The sequence below is a fragment of the Kocuria sp. GQ42 genome, assembly GCF_059758435.1.
This window is the reverse complement of the sequence record NZ_JCAXEN010000008.1, coordinates 16,212-37,291: the sequence shown is the minus strand read 5'-3', so window position 1 is coordinate 37,291 and position 21,080 is coordinate 16,212. Positions and strand designations below refer to the sequence as shown.

The window sequence follows — 21,080 nt, the reverse complement described above, 5'->3', positions numbered from 1 at the left end:
TTCTGCCCGCTCCGCAGCGGGCGCCTCCGGCTCAGCAGGTCGTCTCCTCCGCGGGCAGCACGCCCTCGAGGAGATGAGCGGTGACCGTCTCGTCGATGCACCGGTTGCCGCTCACGTAGGATCCGTGCCCCTCGCCCACCCGGGTCAGCAGGTGTCCGCCCTCGAGCTGCGCGGCCAGCGCCTGCGACCACGCGTAGGGCGTGGCCGGGTCCCCCGTGCCGCCGACCACCAGGATGGGCCCGGCACCGGCGGCGTCGATCGGGGCGGGCACGCCGACGGGCTCGTGCGGCCAGGCCCCGCAGGTGACCTCGTCGTGGCTGAACCAGTCACCGAGGGTCGGGGACATCTCCTGCAGCTGCGCGTCCAGCGCCGCCATCGCGGCGGGATCGTCGTCCTCGGGAAGGTCGAGGCAGTTGATCGCGATGTTCGCCGCGCTGGAGTTGGCGTAGGTGCCGTCGGGTCCCCGGCCGTACGCCAGATCCGCGAGGAGCATCAGGCCCGTCCCGTCCCCGTGCTCCGTGGCCAGATCGAGGGCCTGGGTCAGGAACCACCAGATGGTCGCGTCGTACAGGGGCAGGATCATGCCGCTGACCGCGTCGTTCACGGTGAGCGGCCTGCCGTCGGCCGTCGGCAGCGGCTGTGCCTCGGCCTGCCGGAGCAGGGCCTCGATCTCGGCCAACCCCTCGTCGACGCTCCCCTCGAACGGGCACCCGTCCAGGGGCAGGCAGGACTCGACGTACACGCGCAGGGCACGTTCGAAGCCGGCGGCCTGGTCGAGGATCATCTCGGAGCCGTCGAGGGACGGATCCACCGCCGCGTCCAGCACGAACCGTCCCGTCCGCTCGGGGAAGAGGTCGGCGTACGTGGCGCCGAGCCGGGTGCCGTAGGAGTAGCCGAGGTAGTCGAGCTCCTCGTCGCCGAGCACCGCCCGCAGGATGTCCAGGTCCCGGGCGGCGCTGACCGTGTCGACCTCGCCGAGCAGCGGGCCGGTGTTCGCCGCGCACGCCGCGGCGAACCGTTCGGCCGCCGCGACGGCCTGGGCCAGGCCCTCCGGGGTGTCGGGGTCGACCGTGGTGGCCCGGCTCGCGTCCATCGCGGCGTCGTCGAGGCACTGCACCGCGGTGGAGCTGCCCACGCCCCGCGGGTCGAAGCCCACGATGTCGTAGGCAGCCCGGACGCGCGGGTCCAGTCCGGCCGCCCACGCCTCGATCGAGGCCGTCCCGGAACCGCCCGGGCCGCCGAAGTTGACGAGCAGGGAACCCTGCCGGGCGGCGGGGTCGGTGCTCGGCACCCGGGTGACCGCCAGCTGGATCTGCCCTGCGGCCGGGTTCTCGTGGTCCAGCGGCACCTGCACCTGGGCGCACTCCGCCGCCACGCCGCACGCGGTCCACACGAGCTGCTGCGCGTAGAACTCCTCGAGCCCGGGCGGCACCTGGGCGGTGACGAGGACGCCCGGCGCCGGTGCGGCGACCGTGGCCGTCCCGGCCGCCGGAGCGGTCGCCAGGAGCACGGCCAGGGCCAGCGCGGAGCCCGCTCGGCGCGTGCGCCGGCGCCTCCGGTGGTGGGCACCGGGGCCGGAGTCGGGGCGGTGGTCGTTCTCGGGAGCACGCATGGCTCACCACTGCTTTCGGTCGGACCGGCCGGACGCCGGTGCGCGAGCACGAGCGCGGACGCGCACGTCATGACCCCTGCCACCGGCCTCGCGGCCCGCCAGGCCCTCGGACGCCCCCGCGCCCCGCAGCCTCCGCACCCCACCGCCGTGCCACCAGGGGCTTCAGGCTAGGATCGCGCCGATCGGGCGGTCAAGGATGTGTCGTGGCGCGAAGACCGCCCGGGCCGCCACTCCCCCCGGGCGGGCGGAGGACCACGGCGGACAGCAGCCCGCCCGCCGCGAGCAGGCCCGCGCACAACGCCATGACCACGGGGAACCCCGCACGGAGCCGGGCCGGGTCGGTGAGACCGGTCTCCCCGAGCCCGCCCACCAGCGGGATCGCCGCGACCGCGAGCAGGCCCGCCGTGCGCGCCACGGCGTTGTTGACCCCGCTGGCCAGCCCGGCCTGCTCCGTGGGCAGCGCGCCGAGGACCGTGGCGGTCAGCGGCGTGACCAGCAGGGTCAGCCCGGCGCCGAACACCGCGGCCGGCACCAGCACCTCCAGGAGGTAGTGCGCCCCGGGCCCGGCCCGGCCCAGCAGGAGCACCCCGAGCGCGGCGATCAGCGGCCCGGCCGTCATCGGCAGTCGCGGACCCACCCGGTGCACCAGGGCCCCGGCGGACGGCGAGAGCAGCAGCATCAGGACGGTGACGGGCAGCAGGGCCAGCCCGGCGGCCACGGGCGAGAACCCGGCTCCCACCTGGAGGGCGACGACGAGGACGAAGAAGACCGCGCCCAGGCCGGCGTAGACCACGAAGGTGATGAGGTTCGCCGCCACGAACAGGCGCTGGCGGAACAGGGCGGGCGGCAGCAGCGGGGACCTCGCACGCCGCTCCCGGTGCAGGAACGCCGCCAGCAGGACAGCCCCGGCGGCGAGCGCCCCGCCCGCCGCCGGCACCGACGGGTCGTCGCCGGACGCCGCGGTCAGCCCGAGCGTCAGCGCCCCGAGACCGGCCACCAGCAGCGCCGCGCCGGGCACGTCCAGCTGCGGGCACGCCGCCGGGTTCCTCGACTCGGGGACGTGCCGGCGGGCGATCAGCGCCACGGCGAGCGCCACCGGGAGGTTGACCAGGAACACCCACCGCCACGAGGTGGTCTGGACGAGCCAGCCGCCCGCGAACGGCCCCACGGCCGAGGCCACCCCCGTGAGCCCGGACCAGGCGCCGATGGCGCGGGCGCGGTGCTCCGGGGCGAAGGAGGCCTGCAGGATCGCGAGCGCGGTCGGCACCAGGAGGGCGCCGCCGATCCCCTGGACGGCCCGCGCGGCGACGAGGACGGTGACGTCCGGGGCCAGGCCGCACAGCGCGGAGGCCCCGGCGAAGCAGCCGACGCCGATCAGGAAGATCCGGCGCCGGCCGTACCGGTCCCCCAGCGAGCCGCCGAGCAGGACCAGGGCGGCCAGGGTCAGCGTGTACCCGTTGACCACCCAGGTCAGACCGGTGCTCCCCGCGCCCAGGTCGGCGGCGACGGACGGCAGGGCGATGCTCACCACCGTCGTGTCGATGAACGTCAGGGCCGAGCCGAGCACGGTGGCGGCCAGCACCCACCGGGCCCGCCGCTCGCCCCAGGCCAGCGGCTCGGACGGAGGGCCGTCGCCGGAGGATCGCACCATGGGCAGCTCGTTCCTCCTCGGTACCGGGGTCGGTCCCGGGGTCGGTCCCGGGGTCGGTCCCGGGGTCGGTACCGGGGTCGGTACCGGGGTCGGTCCCGGGGTCGGGCACGGGGCCCCGCCGGACCACCCCCGCGCCGTCACCGGATCGTTCCCGCCCAGTGTCCCACCGGGAGGACCCCCGGTCCCGTGCCCGCGGCCCGGGCACCCTGGACGAACCGCCCGGTGGGGCAGCACACTGGGGCGCAGGAGGCCACCATGACCCACGTCGCGTTCCCCGAGATGCCCTACGAGTCCTGGCGGGACACCCTGGACACCCTCCACCGGTTCGCGCAGGTGGTCGGCAAGGTGCGGCTGGCGTCCGCGCCGCGGCGCAACCACTGGTGGAACGTCCCGTTCCACCTGACCGGCCGCGGCATCACCACCCGTCCCATGGGACGGGACCCGGTCTTCGCCGTCGACCTCGACCTCCTGGACCACCGCCTCGACGTGAGCACCGACGCCGGGGCCCGGCACTCCTTCGCCCTGCCGGGGCTGTCCGTCGCCGAGTTCCACGCCCGGGTCCTGCACGCCCTGGAGGCGGTGGGGGTGGAGGTGACGATCGCCCGTCCCCACCCGTTCGACCTGCCCGACTCCGGGCGCCCGTTCGGCGCCGACACCGAGCACGCCGCCTACGACACCGCCGCCGTCACCCGCTACTGGCAGGTCCTCGGCCAGGTGAACCTGCTGCTGGAGGAGTTCGCGGCCGGCTGGTCCGGGAAGACCAGCCCCGTGCACCACTTCTGGCACACGTTCGACATCGCCGTGACCCGCTTCGCGGACCGCTTCGTGGATCCCCCGCCCGGCACGGACCCCGTCACCCGGGAGGCCTACTCCCGGGAGGTCATCAGCTCCGGGTTCTGGTTCGGGGACCCCACGTTCCCGGAACCGGCCTTCTACTCCTACACCGCCCCGGAGCCCGACGGGCTGGCCGGTGAGCCCCTGCGGCCGGCCGCCGCGTCCTGGCGCGAGCGCGGCGGCAGCCACCTCGCGGTCCTGCGCTACGACGACGTGCGGGCGCTGCCCGATCCGCACGGCGCCGTCCTGGAGTTCTGGGACAGCGCCTACCGGGCGGGGGCGCGCCGCAGCGCCTGGGACTTCGCCCGCTACGACTGCCCGGAGGGCGTCACCGACCCCCTGCGCTGAGCGGGGCTCAGCCGCTCTGCCGGGCCTGCCGCTCGGGGTCGAAGAACTTCCCGAGCACCACGGTGTCCTGGACGGCATAGCCCATCCGCTCGTAGAACTCCCGGGTCCCCGTGTTCGTGCTGCGCACCATGAGCTGCATCTTCGGGATGCCGCGCCCGGCCACCCACCCCTCGGCGGCGGCCATCAGCTCGCGGCCGAGCCCCTGGCCCCGGCGGGACGGGTGCACGGCCACGTAGTACACCCACCCCCGGTGGCCGTCGTGGCCGACCATGGCGGTGCCGGCGAGACGCCCCTCCTCCACGGCGGCCAGGACGGTGGAGGTCGGGCCGGCGAGCGCCCGGTCCAGGTCCGCCCGCGGGTCGTTCCAGGGGCGGGTCAGCCCCGCCCCCTCCCACAGGGACACGGCGTCCTCGTGCAGGTGCTCCGGCAGACGTTCGACGATCACACGGCCTCCTTCGGTCGGCCCATGCTCTCACGGGCGCCGATTCTCGTCCTGCGATAACGGAGCTGGCCCGCGGACGTGCGCTGGCTCACACTCTGAGACACACCCGTCACCGCCGACGAGGAGGAGACCCATGGTCTATCCCGCGAAGTACTCCGCTCTCAACGCCCTCGCCCTGACGGACGAGGCGAAGCGCACCCTCACCCGCGTCATCCGGGTGGCGTTCCCCCACCCCCGGATCCCCGACGGCCCGTACGAACGGATGGCGGAGAAGATCGCCGCCGAGGCCGAGGACTCCACGTGGTTCCGGATGGCCCTGACCCAGGGGCTGCTGACCCTGAACTCACTCAGCGACGCGCCGTTCGTGGAGCTGTCCGACGACGCCGCGCTGAAGGTGCTCAAGCGGATCGCCGACCTCGAGTTCTTCGGCTTCATCCGCCGCACCACCGTGCTGCACCTCTACGACGACCACGAGGTGTGGGAGACCCTGGGCTACGAGGGCGAGTCCTTCTCGAAGGGCGGCTACCTGCACCGCGGCTTCGACGACCTCGACTGGCTGCCCGACCCGCGCGTCGAGGAGTCCGGGGAGGAGCTGGCCGAGTGCGGGCCCCTCGGCTACCCGGTGGCGACCGCGGCCCCCCAGGAGGGGTGGAACCTGGACCAGCAGGGCGCCTCCGAGACCACCGAGCAGCCCTTCAGCGACCTCTTCAAGGGGTCGGACGTCATCGATCACGGGGAGACCGCATGACCACCACGCCCCAGGACCAGCAGCGCGCCGCACGGATCGAGCTCGACGACGACTCCGCCGTCGTCGTCATCGGCTCCGGAGCCGGCGGAGGCACCCTCGCCCACGAGCTCACGGAGAAGGGCGTCAAGGTGGTGCTCCTCGAGGCCGGGCCGCACCTGACCAGTGAGGACTGGGTCAACGACGAGTGGGAGGCCTTCCACCAGATGGCCTGGCTGGACCCGCGCACCACCACGGGGTCGTGGCGGATCGCCCGGGACTTCCCCAACCTCCCGGCGTGGATCGTCAAGGCCGTCGGCGGGACCACCACCCACTGGTCCGGGGCCACGCCCCGGTTCAAGGCCCACGAGTTCCGCACGCGCAGCGTCTACGGGCGCGTCGACGGCGCCAACCTCCTGGACTGGCCGATCGGCCTGGAGGACCTCGCCCCGTACTACGACCGGGCCGAGCAGAAGATCGGCAGCACCCACCGCCACGGCCGGCCGCCGCTGCCCGCGAACAACAACTACAAGGTGCTCGCCGCGGGCGCGCAGAAGCTCGGCTACCGGCACTACGCGACCGGCCCCTACGGGACCAACGCGGAGCCCTACGACGGGCGGCCGGCCTCCGTCCAGGACGGGTTCAACTTCCAGGGCGACAAGAACCGCTCGAAGTGGTCCACGCTCGTCTCGGAGATCCCCAAGGCCCTGCGCACCGGGAACCTCGACCTGCGCCCGGACTGCCACGCCGTGCAGATCACCCACACGGAGAAGGGCCTGGTCGACAGCGTGCTCTACGTCGACGGCGAGGGCCGGGTCCAGCGGCAGCGGGCACGGCTGGTGGCGGTGGCGTGCAACGCGATCGAGACGCCCCGGCTGCTCATGCTCTCCGGCTCCCCGCTGTTCCCGGACGGGCTCGCGAACTCCTCCGGGCAGCTGGGCCGCAACTACATGCGGCACACCACGGGCTCCGTCTACGCGCAGTTCGACCGGCCGGTGCACATGTACCGGGGCGAGACGATGGCCGGGCTCGTGGCGGACGAGTCCCGGCACGACGTCGACCGCGGCTTCGCCGGCGGGTACTACATGGAGACGATCTCCCTGGGCCCCGCCTTCCTCGCCAGCTTCGTGGACCCCGGCTCCTGGGGGCCGGAGTTCACGGCCCTGCTGGACGGCTACGAGAACACCGCCGGTTTGTGGGTGGTGGGCGAGGACATGCCGCAGGAGAGCAACCGGGTGACCCTCAACTCCTCCGTGACCGACCACCTGGGGCTGCCCGTGCCCAACGTGCACTTCGACGACCACCCGAACGACGTGGCGATGCGCAACCACGGCTACCAGCAGGCGTCCCTGCTCTACGAGTCCGTGGGCGCGACCTCCGTGCACCACACCCCGCCCTACCCGTCGACGCACAACATGGGCACGGCCCGGATGAGCGAGCGCCCCGAGGACGGGGTGACCAACGCGTTCGGCCAGACCCACGACGTGCCGAACCTGTTCGTCGCGGACGGCTCGCTGTTCACGACCGGCGCGGCGGCGAACCCGACGCTGACGATCGTGGCCCTGGCCGCCCGGCAGGCGGACTACATCGCCGAGCAGCTGGCGGGACGCCACCTGTAGCCGGCGGCCGGCGGAGGGCTGCTCAGCCGGTCGCGGACCGGACCGGGCAGCCCTCCGCGGCGCGCAGGGCCCGTCCCACCCGGTCCGCGGCGTCCCGCAGGACCGGCGCGATCGCCCGGTGCCGCCGCTCGAAGTCGGTGGGCCGCAGGGACACGGCCACGGAGCCCAGGGTGCGCCCGGCGGCGTCGACCACCGGCGCGGCCAGGCACGAGGCGCCGGGCACGAACTCCTCGCGCTCCACGGCGACGCCCTCCGCGCGCACCCGCCCGAGCTCGCGCCCCAGCTCGTCCGGCGTGGTGAGCGTGCGGTCCGTCAGGGGGCGCATCCCGTGGCGGCCGAGGTAGTCCGCCACCTCGTCGTCGTCCATGCGGGAGAGCAGGATCTTGCCGAAGGCCGTGGCGTGGGCGCCGCCCGTGAAGCCGAAGTCCATGGGGTCGATGCGCGGCCGGCGCGGGGAGTCGACCACGTGCGCCACCACCACGGCGTCGCCGCGGTAGACCGCGAAGTACGCGGCGGCGTCGGCGCTCCCGTGCAGCTCCCGCACCGCGCGCTGCACGGTGGCGGGGGTCGCGACCTGCTGTCGCAGCGAGGCGTCGAGCGCGTGCAGCTTGTAGCCCAGGCCGTAGCGGCGCTGGTCCCGGAGGTGCACCACGTGCTCGGAGGCCACGAGCGTCTGCAGCAGCCGGTAGACCGAGGGCAGCGGCATCCCGAGCTCGGTGCTGATGTCCTTGGCCGTGGCGCCCCGGGGGTCCCGCGCGACCACGTCCAGGAGGGCGAAGGCTTTCTGGACGGAGGCCATGCCGGAGTCGCGTGCGGTCATGCCTCACATTGTGGCGTGCCGGGTTGCACATGCCAACAGCCCGGGAGCCTCGCTCCCGGGCCGGCGGCGCGCCGTTGGACGGTCAGCCGACCGTGAGCTCCCCCATCCGGTTCCAGCCCGAGGCGGAGATCTGCTCGCTGATGATCTGCGGGGTCTCCACGAGCGCCTGGGGCGCCTCCGCCGTGAACTTCCTGAAGTGGTCGCTGTTCACGTGCGGGCCCGCGCCGTCGTCCGCGAAGGCCTCGACGAGCACGAACTCGTGGGGGTCCTCCACGCTGCGGGACCAGTCGAACCACAGGTTGCCCGGCTCCGCACGGGTGGCCTCGGTGAACTCCTTCGAGAACTCGACCCAGCGGTCGGCCCACTCCGGCTTCACCTTGAACTTGACGACGATGAAGATCATCCCTGCTCCCCTCTCGCGGACGTCCCGGTTCCCCCGGGACTCTCGGTGCCAGTGTCGCGGCCCGTGGAAGGGCCCGCCAAGGGAGGTTATCGCGGACCGATAACGACGGCGCCCGACGCACCGTACGGTGGACCCATGACCGATCTGCACCGCACCCCGCCGACCGCGCCGGACACCGTGGACCTCGACGGGAGGACGTTCGTGGGCGTGTCCAACGCCGCCGACGGGGACGTCGGCTCCGACACGGTCTTCGACTACCACCAGGAGGACGACCTCGTGTGGGCCGAGTACGCGGGCGGCTCGGTGCGCCGGGGCTTCCTCGTCGGCACGCGCGCCGGGGACGGGCTGAGCTTCCGCTACTCGCACCTGGACCGTGCCGGGGAGACCGCCGGCGGGGCGTGCACGTCCCGCATCGAGGTGCTCGGGGACGGCAGGGTGCGCCTGCACGAGACCTGGGCCTGGGAGTCCCGGGCGGGCACGGGGCGCAGCGTGGTCGAGGAGGTCGTCCGCCGGCCCTGACGCCCCGGGCTGCGGGGGCCGCTCCCGGGGTGGGATCATGTCCCCATGAGCCGCAACCTCACCTCCGCCCTCGTGGACGACCTCCGGGCGCGCATCGTGGACGGGCGCATCTCCCCCGGCGAGCGCCTGCCCAGCGAGAGCACGCTGATCGCGGAGCACGGGGTCAGCCGCACGGTGGTGCGCGAGGCCGTCGCCCGGCTGCAGGCGGAGGGGCTCGTGCACACCCGGCGGGGCAGCGGCAGCTTCGTGCTGACCCCTCCGGCCGCGCCCGGCGGGACGAGCCGGCCGGTGCGGACCCTGCAGGACCGGCGCCGCCTGCTGGCCTTCCGCACCGGGGTCGAGTCCGAGGCCGCGGCGCTGGCGGCCACAGCCCGGGAGGAGCACCAGCTCGCCCGGATGGAGGACGCCCTGGCGCGGTCCGAGGAGGAGGTCGACAACCCGGCCGCGTCCCTGGAGAACGACTTCGAGTTCCACCGGACCGTGGCGGAGGCCAGCGGGAACCCGTACTACGTGGACGCCCTGACCGGCCTCGGGCCCGCCATGATCACCATGCCGCCGCGCCGGCTGGACGGCGCCCCCGGCGGCGGGCGCGCGGCCCGGGTCGCCGCCGAGCACCGGTCGGTCCTGGACGCGATCCGGGCCCGCGACCCGCTCGCCGCGTCGGCGGCGATGCGCGCGCACCTGGCGAACTCCCGGTGGCGGCTCGAGGCGGAGGCGGGCGACGGGCCGTCCGCGACCGCCCCGGGGAACGGCTGAGGCGGCCGTGACGACGCGGGAGGTCCTCACCGGGGTCCGCCTGTCCCCGGTGCAGATGCTGCGGGCCCTGCGGGACCAGCCCGGGCTGGTGGGGCTGTTCGGCGACTGGTCCGACGGCGACACCGTGATCGGCGTGCGGCCGCTCCGGGTGCTGGGCGCCGGCGAGGACCCCTTCGCGGCCCTGGACGCCCGGGTCCCGCTGCCGGGCGCCGCCCAGGAGGGGGATCCCCCGCCGGACGACCCCCAGCAGGCGGCCTTCGGCGGCGGCTGGATCGGCTACCTCGGCTACCAGCTGGCCCGGCGCCTCGAGCGGCTCCCCGCCGCCCCGCCGCGCCCCGCGCGGCTGCCGGACCACCACCTCGGGTACTACGACCACGTCCTGCGCCACCGCGCCGCGGACGGCACCTGGGTGCTCGAGTGGCTGCCGGGCACGGACCCGGCCCGGGTGGCGGCCGCGCGGGAGCTCGCCCTGGCGGCGCCGGACGCCCCGCACGCACCGTCGCCCTACCGGTGCGGGCCCTTCACGGCCGACGCCTCGGCCGCCGCGCACGCCGCCGCCGTGACCGCGGTGCTGGGCCACATCCGCGACGGCGACGTCTTCCAGACCAACATCTGCCGCGGTCTGGAGGCCGGTTTCCGGGGCGACCCGCTGGACCTGTTCTGCGCCGGCCAGGAGGCCCTGGCCCCGCGCTTCGCCGCGTTCCTGCGCCTCCCGGAGGGGGCCGCGGTGGCGAGCCTGTCCCCGGAGCTGTTCCTGCGCCGCACCGGGCGCACGGTCCTGACGTCCCCGATCAAGGGCACCGCACCGGCCGCGAGCGACCCCGCGGCGCTGCACGCCTCGGCGAAGAACCGGGCGGAGAACGTCATGATCGTGGACCTGATGCGCAACGACCTCTCCCGGGCGTGCGTGCCCGGGTCGGTGCGCGCCCCCGCCGCGCCCCGGGTCGAGCCGCACACCGGGGTCCACCACCTGGTGGCGGACGTGCACGGGCGGCTGCCCGCGGGGCTGGGGGACGGGGCGCTGCTGCGGGCCACGTTCCCCCCGGGGTCCTGCACGGGTGCGCCCAAGATCCGGGCCATGGAGATCGTCAACGCGCTCGAGCCCGCGGCCCGCGAGGTCTACACGGGGGCGATCGGCCGCGCGGGCCCGGCCGGTCTGGTGCTCAACGTGGCGATCCGCACCTTCGAGTTCACCGGCGACCGGGTCCGGCTCGGGGTGGGCGGCGGGATCGTGGCCGACTCCGACCCCGCGGACGAGGCGCACGAGACGCTCGTGAAGGCGGTGCCCCTGCTGGACGCCGTCGGGGCCGTGCTGGACGAGGACCTCCGGCGGGACTGGGACGGGCACCGGCCCGCGACCGTGCTCGAGCTCCTCCCGGCCCTGCCGGTCCTCCCGCCGGCCCGGGAGGAGGGGGTCTTCACCACGCTGCTCGTGCGCGAGGGCGCGCCCGTGGACCTGGAGGCCCACCTCGCCCGGCTCGGCGCCAGCTGCCTCGCCTGCTGCGGCGCGGCCCTGCCCGCGGGCGTCCGCGGCGAGGTGCTGGACCGGGCCGCCGCGCTGCCCGGTCCGCACCGGCTGCGGATCACGGCCGTGCCCGCCCCGGGGGGCGCCGTGGCCGTGACGGTCACCGCCACGGCCCTCCCCCCGGAGCCGGTGCCGCCGTGGCGGCTCGTTCCCGTCCGGCTGCCCGGCGGCCTCGGGGGGCACAAGTGGGCGGATCGCCGGGTGCTCGCCCACGAGCCGGTCCCCGGGCTGTGGTCGCGCAGCTGCGACCCGCTGCTCGTGGACGCGGACGGCATGCTCCTGGAGACGGGCCGGGCGAACGTCTTCGTCGTCGTCGACGGCGCCGTGCTCACCCCGCCCGCGGACGGCCGGATCCTGCCCGGGGTGGTGCGTGCCCGCGTGCTGGCGGCGCTGCGCGCCGCCGGCACGGACGTCCGCGAGCGCCCGGTGGCGTGGGCGGAGCTCGCCCGCGCCACCGAGGTGTTCGTGACCAACTCGGTGGCGGGCGTGCACCCCGTCGGGTCGGTCGACGGCCTCGGGCGCTGGGAGCCCGGGCCCGTGCTGCGCGCCCTGGGGCCGCTCCTCGGCTAGCCCTTCGCCGAGGCGGTCCGCCAGCCCCCGTGGTAGTCCTTGCGGACCACCTCGGAGTAGGGCACGGGGCTGACCACGGCCCGGACCTCGAGCTGCTCGTGCGGTTCCACGGTCGTCTTGCGGCTGCCGCCGTCCGGCTCGCCCCAGACGACCTTCAGCTCGGTGCCCTCGGGCACGTTCGGGTCGACAGTCGCCAGGGACAGGCCCTTGCGCTCGTTGTAGCTGTAGCCGGTGAACATGGACAGGCCCACGGTGCGGCCGTCGGCGTCGACCACCGCGTCGTAGTTGGACGAGCCGTAGTTGGCCAGGGGCAGGTCGAAGTACTTGTAGTCCGGGCCCTCGGTGTCGAAGAGGGAGGCGAAGATCTTCTGCATGTCCTCGGCGTTCCAGGCCAGGGTCGCCTTCCGCCGCTGGGTCGAGGGGTCGACCTGCTCCAGGGCGTCGCGGCCGATGAAGTCGTGGTCGAACTTCACGAAGGACCCGTAGCCCAGCTCCCACGGCGTGAGGTAGTAGTCCTCGATGTTCTCGGAGACGAAGCTGCCGGCGAGCGCGTTGGTGGCCTCGTAGCTGTCCGCCCCGAGCCACTTCCGGTAGTCCGCCGTGCCCTCCCCGGTGTAGATCGCCGGCAGCGGGGACGGGATCCAGCCCGACTCGAGGGTGTTGGAGGGGTACGCCCGGGCGCCGACGGGCACGATGCCGAACTCGGCGCCGGCCTCCAGGATCGTGGCCCGCACCTGGTCGTAGGACTCGTAGGGGCCCCAGATCTCCAGCCCGGGCTCCCCGGCCATGCCGTGGCGCAGGGTGCGCACCTGGGCGCCGCCCACGCTCATGCGGTCCATGGTGAAGAACTTCAGCTGCTCGAGGGGCCCGCCGTTGAGCTTCTCGATGATCTGCCACGCACTGGGGCCCTGGATCTGGAAGCGCCAGTACTTCCGGACCACGGGCTTGCCCATCGGGCGGGACGGGGAGCGGCGGTCGACCTCGATGTCGACGTCGTAGCCGCCGGTCTCGCCGTGGTAGAGCAGCCAGTTGGCGGCCGGGGCGCGGCCCACGTAGACGTACTCGTCCTCCTCCTGGTGGAAGAGGATGCCGTCGCCGATGACGTGGCCGGCCGGGGTGGTGGGCACGTACTGCTTCGCCTTGTTCACGGGGAACGTCCGCGTGCTGTTGATCGCGGTGTCCGAGATCAGTCGCAGCGCGTCCTTGCCGCGGATGAAGAGGTTGTCCATGTGGTGGGACTGGTCGTAGAGCACGGCGGTCTCCCGCCACGCCTTCTGCTCGCTGCGCCAGTTGTGGAACTCGGGCGCGACCACGGGGTAGACGTACGCGCCGATCTGCGAGTTGCGCAGCAGTTCGACGGTGCCGTTCGAGGCGTCGAGGACGTCCTGGAGAGTGCGGGGTGCCACGGTTGACTCCTTCTCTGCGGTGGTGCCCCGGCCGCGACGGCGCGGCCGGGGCGGGCATCAGAACACGATGGTCTGGCGGTCGTGCCGGATGATGCGGTCCTGGCAGTGCCACAGCACGGCGCGGGAGAGCACCTGGCGCTCCACGTCCGCGCCGCGGCGGGCGAGCTCCTGCGCGGAGTCCCGGTGCGAGGCCCGGACCACGTCCTGCTCGATGATCGGGCCCTCGTCGAGGTCCTCGGTGACGTAGTGCGCGGTGGCGCCGATGATCTTCACGCCCCGCTCCTTGGCCTTGCGGTACGGCTCGGCCCCGATGAAGGCCGGCAGGAACGAGTGGTGGATGTTGATCACCGGCGCCCCGACCTCGGTCAGGAACGTGGAGGACAGGATCTGCATGTAGCGGGCGAGGACCACGAGGTCGACGTTGCCCTGCAGCAGGCGCAGGTGCTCCGCCTCGGCCGCGGCCTTGTCCTGGGTGGGGACGTGGAAGAAGGGGATGCCGAAGCCGCGGACGTCCTCGGCCATGTCGGGGTGGTTGGAGACGACCATGGAGATCGTCATGGGCAGCTCGCCCCGGCGCTGGCGCCAGACGAGGTCGAGCAGGCAGTGGTCGGACTTCGAGGCGAAGATCGCCACGCGCCGCGGCACCGAGAGGTCCGTGAACCGCCACTCCAGCTCGAACCCGTCCGCGAGGGCCGCCCCGAGGTCCTGCTCGAGCGCCGGTCGCAGGGCCGGGTAGCCGGGCAGGTGGAAGACCGTGCGCTGGAAGAACGCCCCGCCCTCGGGGTCGTCCGAGTGCTGGTCGAGGGCCACGATGTTCGCCCCGTGCCGGGCGAGGACCTCGGTGACGACGGCGACGATCCCCGGCTGGTCCCGGCCGTGCACCACGAGGCTGGCGTGGTCCGGGCGGAGCATCGACGGGCGGGCCGCGCTCACGGGGTCCCCCCGTCCGTCCCGAACTCGCGGACCCACTCGGCCGTGGCCCGCAGCCCGCCGAAGGTGTAGAAGTGCAGCAGCACCTGCCCGTGGACGGCGGGGTCGAGGCCGGCGGCGAGGTCGCGCAGGAAGCGGTCCGGGCCCGCGGTGCCCAGCAGGTTCGTCAGGGAGAAGCCGTACTTCTGGACGATCCCCGCCGAGGTGCCCACGCCGAAGCGGCGCGCGTAGCCGAGCAGCCGCCGGACGCCCGCCGGCCCCGGCACCCCGATCCGCACCGGGGTGTCGACGCCGCGGCGGCGCACCTCGTCCAGCCACTCCAGGACCGGGTCCTTGTCGAAGCCGAACTGGGTGATGATCTCGGGCTCGAGGCCCTGCTCGCGGATCGCGGCCGTCTTGTCGGTCAGGGCGGACCAGAGGGCGGCGTCGTCGATGCCGGGGTGGCCCTCCGGGTAGCCGCTGACGCCCACCCCCCGCACGCCGTGCCGCGGGAGCACCCCGGTGCGGATGACGGAGAGGGAGTCCGGGTAGGGGCCCTCGGGGGTCTCGGGGTCCCCGCCCACCACGAACACGTGCTCGGCGGCGCCGACCTCCGCGAGCGCCGCGAGGAACTCCTCGAGCTCGCCCTGGGAGCGCAGCCTCCGCGCCGAGAGGTGGGGCACGGGGACGAAGCCGTGCTCGCGCACCGCGCGGGCCGCGGCCACGCGCATGCCCAGGTCCTCGTTGCCGAGGAAGGTCACGTTGATCCGGGTCCCCGCCGGGACCACGGCGGCGGCCTCCTCCAGGGCCGGCACGTCCTTGCCCGTCATCTCGAGGGAGAAGTCCCGGAGCAGCGCGGCGGCCGGTCCGGCGTGGGGCGGGTCGATCGGCATCGGTCCACATCCTTTCCGCGGTGCGTGCCCGGGGGCGCGGCGCGGGCGTGGGGTTCACACGGTCTCGCCGCCAGTGTCGCAGGTCACAATAACTATGTACAGAGTGTTTCGAGGCCGGGCGGCCCGGGGTGCCCCGCGAGCACTAGTCATACAAGTTATTTATTTGTACTATTCGTTCTGACCGCCGCCGCCGAGACCCTCGAGGATCCCGCCATGCCGTACACCCCGGACACCGTCCGCCACGTCCAGCTCTCCACCGCCACCCTGCCGCTGAGCACCCCGATCTCCGACGCCAAGGTCTTCACCGGCCGGCAGCGGCCGATGACCGAGGTCGTGTTCCTCTTCGCCGAGATCAGCACGGCGCAGGGGCACGCCGGGATGGGCTTCAGCTACTCCAAGCGCGCCGGGGGCCCCGCCCAGTACGCCCACGCGAAGGAGGTGGCGGAGGGCCTGATCGGCGAGGACCCCAACGACATCGCCAGGGTGTACGACAAGCTGCTGTGGGCGGGCGCCTCCGTGGGCCGCTCCGGAGTGGCCACCCAGGCGCTGGCCGCGATCGACGTGGCCCTCTGGGACCTCAAGGCCAAGCGGGCCGGGCTGCCGCTGGCCAAGCTGCTGGGCGCCCACCGGGACTCCGTGCGGACCTACAACACCTCCGGCGGGTTCCTCAACGCCTCCCTGGACGAGGTCCGGGACCGCGCCACCCGCTCCCTCGAGGAGGGCATCGGCGGGATCAAGATCAAGGTGGGCCTGCCCGACTCCGCCGAGGACCTGCGCCGCGTGGCGGGCGTCCGCGAGCACATCGGCACGGACGTGCCCCTGATGGTCGACGCCAACCAGCAGTGGGACCGCGCCACGGCCCTGCGCATGGGCCGCCGGCTGGAGGAGTTCGACCTCGTCTGGATCGAGGAGCCCCTGGACGCCTACGACGCCGAGGGCCACGCCCAGCTGGCCGCGGCCCTGGACACGCCGATCGCCACCGGCGAGATGCTCGCCTCCGTCGCGGAGCACGTCCGGCTCATCGACGCCCGAGCCTGCGACATCATCCAGCCCGACGCCCCGCGCGTGGGGGGCATCACCCAGTTCCTGCGCCTGGCGGCCCTGGCCGACCAGCGCGGACTGGGGCTGGCCCCCCACTTCGCCATGGAGATCCACCTGCACCTGGCGGCGGCCTATCCGCGCGAGCCGTGGGTGGAGCACTTCGACTGGCTCGACCCCCTCTTCGAGGAGCGCCTGGAGACCCGGGACGGGCGCATGCTCGTCCCCGACCGCCCCGGGCTGGGCGTCACGCTCAGCGGCCAGGCCCGCGCCTGGACCACGGACAGCGTGGCCTTCGGCCGGTCGTAGGCACCGCGGCCGGCGCCCCCGGCGGGCGCCGGCGCGACACGGCCGACGAAATCCGAGCGACCTCTTGACCCGTGAGGCAGGTCACAGCTACGCTCGGGAAAACGCTTTCCAGAACGCGTTGCCTCGACCCATAGGAGACATGATCAGCATGAAGCGAACGGGAACCCTCGCGAAGGCCGCCACCGTCCTCAGCGTGTCGGCGCTGGCCCTGACCGGCTGCGGCGGCGCCGACGACGCGAACGCCGACGGCAACGTCGAGCTGCGCTTCGCCTGGTGGGGCTCGGACACCCGCCACCAGCAGACGCAGGAGATCATCGACGCCTTCGAGGAGCAGAACCCGGGGGTCACCATCGTGGGCGAGTACGGCGACTTCGGCGGCTACTGGGACAAGCTGGCCACGCAGACGGCCTCCAGCGACGCCCCGGACATCATCCAGATGGACGAGAAGTACCTGCGCGAGTACGCGGACAACGGCGCGCTGCTGGACCTCTCCGACGTGGACGTCGCCGAGCTGGACGAGGGCGTCGTGGACAGCGGCCGGACCGAGGAGGGCCTCTTCGGCGTGGCCACGGGCGTCAACGTGATGGCGATGATGGCGAACCCCACCATCTACGAGGAGGCCGGGGTCGAGCTGCCGGACGACTCCACGTGGACCTGGGACGACTTCTCCGAGGTCTCCCAGCAGATCGCCGAGAACACGGACGTCCACGGCACCAGCGGCCCGAACGAGCCGGCCGGCTTCCAGATCTGGCTGCGCCAGCAGGGCAAGGAGCTCACCACGCCCGAGGGGCAGCTCGGCTTCGAGGCGAGCGACGCCGCCGGCTACCTGGGCATGTGGCACCAGATGATGGAGGACGGCGCCCTGCCCCCGGCCTCGGTGGTCACGGAGGACCAGGAGCCGGGCCCCGACCAGTCGCTGACCGGCACCAACGGCGCGGCCATGGGCATGTGGTGGACCAACCAGCTGAGCGCCCTCAACGCCGCGTCCGGCAACCAGCTGGTCCCACTCCGCTTCCCGAGCACCGACGGCACCGAGGGCGGCGCGCAGCTCTTCCAGAAGTCGGCGATGTTCATGTCCGCCTCCGCCCGCACCGAGCACCCCGAGGAGGTCAAGGCGTTCATCGACTTCATGGTCAACAGCGAGGAGGCCGGCAAGATCAACCTCGCGGACCGCGGCCTGCCCGCCAACGAGACGGTGCGCGAGGCCGTGCTGCCCGAGCTCAGCGAGGCGGACACCGCGGCCGCGGAGTTCGTCGAGGAGATCCAGCCCGAGCTGGGCGAGGCGCTGCCGGTCCCGCCGCTGGGCTTCAGCACCCTGCAGGAGATCATCTACCGCTACGAGCTCGACGTGCTCTTCGAGCGCTCGACCCCCGAGGAGGCCGCCGAGCGCATGATGTCCGAGATGGAGTCGGCGATCAGCTGACCCCCCGCACACTCCGCGGGCGCCGGACGGCACCGTCCGGCGCCCGCGGCTCCACCTGCCCCCGCCCGCCGAACCCGACCGCCGAACCCGACCGCCGAATCCAGGAGAACCTGTGCAGACCCAGACCGTGTCCGCCCCCGCCGCCCGCACCGCGCCGGAGGGACCCGTGCGCGTCTGCCTGGTGGGGATCGGCGGCTTCGGCGGACGCCACCTCGCGAACATCCGCCGGCTCGAGGAGGAGGGCCGTGTCCGCCTGGTGGCGGCCGTCGACCGGCGGGTCGACGACGGCGGGGTGCTCGGACCGGACGTGCCCATGTTCGGCGACCTGGCGCAGCTGGAGGACGCCGGCCCGGACGTGGACGTCGTGGTGGTCTCCACCCCCATCGACACCCACTTCGACCTCGCCCTGGCCGCCCTCCGGATGGGGGCCGACGTGCTGCTCGAGAAGCCTCCCGTGGCCAGCCTCGACCAGTTCGACCGTCTCCTCGAGGCCGCCGGGGCGGCGGACCGGCTCGTCCAGGTGGGCTTCCAGAGCCTGGGCTCCCACTCCCTGGAGGTCGTCGAGCAGCTGCTCGCGAGCGGGGAGATCGGGCGGCTGCGCGCGGTGGGCGCCACGGGGCTGTGGTCCCGGGACACCGACTACTTCACCCGGTCCCCGTGGGCCGGGCGGCGCCGCATCGGCGGGGTGGACGTGGTGGACGGCGTGGTCACCAACCCGCTGGCCCACGCGGTGATGACCGCCCTGCACCTCGCCGGCGCCCGCACCCGCGAGGACGTCGCCGAGCTGAGCACCGAGCTCTACCGCGCCAACGCCATCGAGTCCGACGACACCTCGGTGGTCCGGGTGCGCACCGCGGCCGGGATCCCGGTCACGTGCGCCCTGACCCTGTGCGCCGCCGAGCAGCAGGACCCGTTCATCACCGTGGAGGGCACGGAGGGGCAGGCCGTCCTGCACTACACCCAGGACCGGCTGACCGTCACGGGCCCGGAGGGGACGCGGGTCGTCGAGTCCGGACGCACGAACCTGCTCGAGAACCTGATCGACGCCCGGGCCCGGGGCACCGCACTGCTGTGCCCGCTGGTCGCCACGGGGGCCTTCGTGCGGGTGCTGGACGCCGTCCGCACCGCCCCGGACCCCGTCCCGATCGCCCCCGAGCACGTCCGCTGGCACCAGGAGGACGGGACGGCACCGCGCGCCGTCCTCGCCGGGATCGAGGACTGGGCGGCGCGGGCGGTCAGGGCGCAGTCGGACTTCGCCGGCCTGGGCGCCCCCTGGGCGAACCCCGCCGCCACGAGCGGGAGCGTGCTCCTCGGCGAGCGCGAGGTCGCGCAGGTCCGCACGGGCGAGGACGTCGCCCCGACCTCCTCCCCCCGCCCGTTCCTGCACCCCGTGCGAACCCTCGGCGGCGTCGTCCTCACGGACCAGCAGCCCCTGGACCACGTCTGGCACCTGGGGGTCGGCACGGCGCTCCAGGACGTGGACGGCGCCAACTTCTGGGGCGGGCGCACCTACACCCGGGAGGCGCAGCGCTACGTGTGGCGGGAGGACCACGGCCGCGTGCTCCGGGTCGCGGCGCACCACGCCGGCGACCGCCTGGACGAGGAGCTCGCCTGGACGGGCCCGGACGGCGCCGCGGTGCTGACCGAGGAGCGCCGCTGGACGTTCCGGCCCGTGCACGAGCACGCCTGGGAGCTCGGCCTGCGCTTCCGCCTCTCCCCCGCCGGCGACCACCCGGTGCGGCTCGGCAGCCCTGGTTCCAACGGTCGGGCCGGCGGCGGCTACGGGGGGTTCTTCTGGCGGCTCCCCGCCTGCACCGACGCGGACGTGTTCACCGCGGACGCGGCGGGCGAGCAGGCCGTGCACGGCAGCACCTCCCCGTGGCTGGCCTACTCCGCCGAGTACGCGGGGCGCCCCGCGACCCTCGTCCTGCGGCGCGGCGACGACTCGGCCGACCCCTGGTTCGTCCGGCACGCCGGGTACCCGGGGGTGGGCCTCGCCCTGGCCTGGGACGCGCCCGTCACCACGACGACGGACCGGCCGGTCGAGCGGGAGGTGCGCGTGCTCGTCGTCGACGGCCGTCTCGACACCCCCCGGGTGGAGGCCCTGCTCGGGGACGCGGCCCGGGGCCGGACCGCGTGAGCGCCCCGGAGCGGGCGGAGAAGCGCCGGCGGGTCCTGCGGGTGCTGGACGCGCACGGGGTGGACGCCGTGCTGCTGCAGAGCCACTCCGCCGTGTCCTGGTACCTCGACGGCGCGCGCGTCCACGTCTCGCTCGCCGGTCCGCCGGTGGCCGCGGTCCTGGTGCACCGGGACGGCGACGAGGTCGTGACCTCCGCCAACGAGGCCGCCCGCCTGGTGGCCGAGGAGCTGCCCGCGGGCGTCCGGCTGCACGAAGTGCCCTGGCACGGGTCCCTCACGGCGCCGGAGGACTGGTTCCCCGGGGCGCGTGCGATGGCCGTGGCCGCCGAGGAGTGCGTCGCCGCACCGCTGCGGGCGGCGCGGGCCTCGCTGCTCCCCGGCGAGGCGCAGCGCTACGCGCAGCTGTGCCGGGACGCCGCGGCGGTGCTGACCGGGGCGCTGACCCGGGCGACCCCGCGCACCACCGAGCGGGAGCTCGCCGCCGAGCTGACCGCCGGCCTGGTGCACGCGGGCGCGGAACCCGTCGTGGTGCTGTGCGGGGGCGCCGACCGCCTGCCCCACCGCCACCCCCTGCCGACCGCCGGGCCCCTGGGCCGGCGCGCGATGGCGGTCGTCTGCGCCCGCCGCGGCGGACTCATCGCCAACGTGACCCGCTGGGTGCGCTTCGGCCCGGCCGAGCCCGCCGAGACGGACGCGGAGGCGAGGATCGCGGAGGTCGAGGCCGACGTCCTCGACGCGCTGCGCCCCGGGCTGCCCCTCGCCGACCTGCTGCCGGTGCTCCGGCACGCCTATCCGCGCCACGGCTTCGACGCCGAGGAGTGGACCCGCCACCACCAGGGCGGGCCCGCCGGGTACGCCGGGCGGGACCCGCGGCTCGCCCCCGGGGTGCCGGACCTCGTGCACGAGCACCAGGCCTTCACGTGGAACCCGTCCGCGCCGGGCACGAAGATCGAGGACACGGTGCTGCTGGGTCCCGGCGGCGTCGTGCCCCTGTCCGTGGACCCGCGCTGGCCCGTGGTCCGGGTCCGGGGCCGGGACCGCCCGGCCGTGCTGGAGCGCTGACCGCCCCCGTCCGCCCGCACCGAGCCGGAAGGCCCGCACCCCCGGGGGTGCGGGCCTTCCGGCGGTCCGGGCTCCGGT

The 21,080-nt window shown here is 74.4% G+C and carries 18 protein-coding genes; 10 read left to right on the top strand and 8 right to left on the bottom strand.

Going from position 1 to position 21,080, the window contains the following annotated elements; all coding sequences use genetic code 11:
* Window positions 1-31: 31 nt before the first annotated feature.
* A complete protein-coding gene (locus tag AC6CH6_RS15580) occupies window positions 32-1,612 on the bottom strand; it encodes an alpha/beta hydrolase (RefSeq protein WP_498255804.1) in 1,581 nt (526 codons plus the stop codon).
* A gap of 190 nt (window positions 1,613-1,802) precedes the next feature.
* Window positions 1,803-3,263 carry an MFS transporter gene (locus tag AC6CH6_RS15575; RefSeq protein WP_498255803.1) on the bottom strand — a complete coding sequence of 487 codons (1,461 nt, stop codon included), beginning with the start codon at window positions 3,261-3,263 and terminating at the stop codon, window positions 1,803-1,805.
* Window positions 3,264-3,518: 255 nt separating this feature from the next.
* Between AC6CH6_RS15575 and AC6CH6_RS15570 the strand changes: the two genes are divergently transcribed.
* On the top strand, window positions 3,519-4,445 hold the full coding sequence (locus AC6CH6_RS15570; RefSeq protein WP_498255802.1) for a DUF5996 family protein: 927 nt from the start codon (window positions 3,519-3,521) through the stop codon (window positions 4,443-4,445).
* 7 nt (window positions 4,446-4,452) lie between these two features.
* Here the strand turns inward: AC6CH6_RS15570 and AC6CH6_RS15565 are convergent, their stop codons facing one another.
* Entirely contained in the window at window positions 4,453-4,890 is a 438-nt protein-coding gene (locus tag AC6CH6_RS15565; protein ID WP_498255801.1) for a GNAT family acetyltransferase, read from the bottom strand.
* A 130-nt stretch (window positions 4,891-5,020) separates the two neighbouring features.
* On the opposite strand from AC6CH6_RS15565, the gene AC6CH6_RS15560 reads away from it, so the two are divergent.
* Window positions 5,021-5,635, top strand: a complete 615-nt coding sequence (locus AC6CH6_RS15560) for a hypothetical protein (protein ID WP_498255800.1) — start codon at window positions 5,021-5,023, stop codon at window positions 5,633-5,635.
* Window positions 5,632-7,230: a GMC family oxidoreductase gene (locus tag AC6CH6_RS15555; protein ID WP_498255799.1), complete on the top strand. Its 1,599-nt coding sequence runs from the start codon at window positions 5,632-5,634 to the stop codon at window positions 7,228-7,230. The genes AC6CH6_RS15560 and AC6CH6_RS15555 overlap by 4 nt, the downstream gene beginning before the upstream one ends.
* 22 nt (window positions 7,231-7,252) lie before the next feature.
* On the opposite strand, the gene AC6CH6_RS15550 is transcribed toward AC6CH6_RS15555, so the two are convergent.
* Together AC6CH6_RS15550 and AC6CH6_RS15545 are read right to left on the bottom strand one after the other, a co-directional pair.
* Complete coding sequence (locus tag AC6CH6_RS15550; RefSeq protein WP_498255798.1) at window positions 7,253-8,050, bottom strand: IclR family transcriptional regulator; 798 nt, start codon at window positions 8,048-8,050, stop codon at window positions 7,253-7,255.
* Window positions 8,051-8,132: 82 nt separating this feature from the next.
* Window positions 8,133-8,453 (bottom strand): putative quinol monooxygenase, encoded by a 321-nt coding sequence (locus tag AC6CH6_RS15545; RefSeq protein ID WP_368812588.1) that lies wholly within the window; start codon window positions 8,451-8,453, stop codon window positions 8,133-8,135.
* 135 nt (window positions 8,454-8,588) lie between these two features.
* Here AC6CH6_RS15545 and AC6CH6_RS15540 point away from each other — a divergent pair, with 135 nt between their 5' ends.
* From AC6CH6_RS15540 to AC6CH6_RS15530, 3 genes are read left to right on the top strand one after another with little or no spacing between them, the layout of a single operon-like run.
* On the top strand, window positions 8,589-8,972 hold the full coding sequence (locus AC6CH6_RS15540) for an avidin-fold protein (RefSeq protein ID WP_498255797.1): 384 nt from the start codon (window positions 8,589-8,591) through the stop codon (window positions 8,970-8,972).
* A gap of 45 nt (window positions 8,973-9,017) precedes the next feature.
* Window positions 9,018-9,728 (top strand): FadR/GntR family transcriptional regulator, encoded by a 711-nt coding sequence (locus AC6CH6_RS15535; protein ID WP_095650268.1) that lies wholly within the window; start codon window positions 9,018-9,020, stop codon window positions 9,726-9,728.
* A 7-nt stretch (window positions 9,729-9,735) separates the two neighbouring features.
* Window positions 9,736-11,823, top strand: coding sequence for a bifunctional anthranilate synthase component I family protein/class IV aminotransferase (locus AC6CH6_RS15530; RefSeq protein ID WP_498255796.1), 2,088 nt, complete (start codon window positions 9,736-9,738; stop codon window positions 11,821-11,823).
* Here AC6CH6_RS15530 and ligM read toward each other — a convergent pair.
* The 3 genes from ligM to AC6CH6_RS15515 are packed head-to-tail and all read right to left on the bottom strand — an operon-like array spanning window position 11,820 to window position 15,031.
* Window positions 11,820-13,229: a vanillate/3-O-methylgallate O-demethylase gene (gene ligM, locus AC6CH6_RS15525; RefSeq protein ID WP_498255795.1), complete on the bottom strand. Its 1,410-nt coding sequence runs from the start codon at window positions 13,227-13,229 to the stop codon at window positions 11,820-11,822. The genes AC6CH6_RS15530 and ligM overlap by 4 nt on opposite strands.
* 57 nt (window positions 13,230-13,286) lie before the next feature.
* Window positions 13,287-14,141: a formyltetrahydrofolate deformylase gene (purU, locus tag AC6CH6_RS15520; RefSeq protein ID WP_133411095.1), complete on the bottom strand. Its 855-nt coding sequence runs from the start codon at window positions 14,139-14,141 to the stop codon at window positions 13,287-13,289.
* 17 nt (window positions 14,142-14,158) lie between these two features.
* Entirely contained in the window at window positions 14,159-15,031 is an 873-nt protein-coding gene (locus tag AC6CH6_RS15515) for a methylenetetrahydrofolate reductase (RefSeq protein WP_498255794.1), read from the bottom strand.
* 213 nt (window positions 15,032-15,244) lie between these two features.
* Here AC6CH6_RS15515 and AC6CH6_RS15510 point away from each other — a divergent pair, with 213 nt between their 5' ends.
* From AC6CH6_RS15510 to AC6CH6_RS15495, 4 genes are all read left to right on the top strand, one after another.
* Window positions 15,245-16,378 carry an L-talarate/galactarate dehydratase gene (locus AC6CH6_RS15510; RefSeq protein WP_498255793.1) on the top strand — a complete coding sequence of 378 codons (1,134 nt, stop codon included), beginning with the start codon at window positions 15,245-15,247 and terminating at the stop codon, window positions 16,376-16,378.
* A 148-nt stretch (window positions 16,379-16,526) separates the two neighbouring features.
* The gene (locus AC6CH6_RS15505) at window positions 16,527-17,801 is read left to right on the top strand and encodes an ABC transporter substrate-binding protein (protein ID WP_043739617.1); all 1,275 of its coding nucleotides are present in this window, start codon (window positions 16,527-16,529) and stop codon (window positions 17,799-17,801) included.
* A 112-nt stretch (window positions 17,802-17,913) separates the two neighbouring features.
* Window positions 17,914-19,941 carry a DUF6807 family protein gene (locus tag AC6CH6_RS15500; protein WP_498255792.1) on the top strand — a complete coding sequence of 676 codons (2,028 nt, stop codon included), beginning with the start codon at window positions 17,914-17,916 and terminating at the stop codon, window positions 19,939-19,941.
* A complete protein-coding gene (locus AC6CH6_RS15495; protein ID WP_498255791.1) occupies window positions 19,938-21,002 on the top strand; it encodes a M24 family metallopeptidase in 1,065 nt (354 codons plus the stop codon). The genes AC6CH6_RS15500 and AC6CH6_RS15495 overlap by 4 nt, the downstream gene beginning before the upstream one ends.
* The last annotated feature ends 78 nt before the right edge of the window (window positions 21,003-21,080 follow it).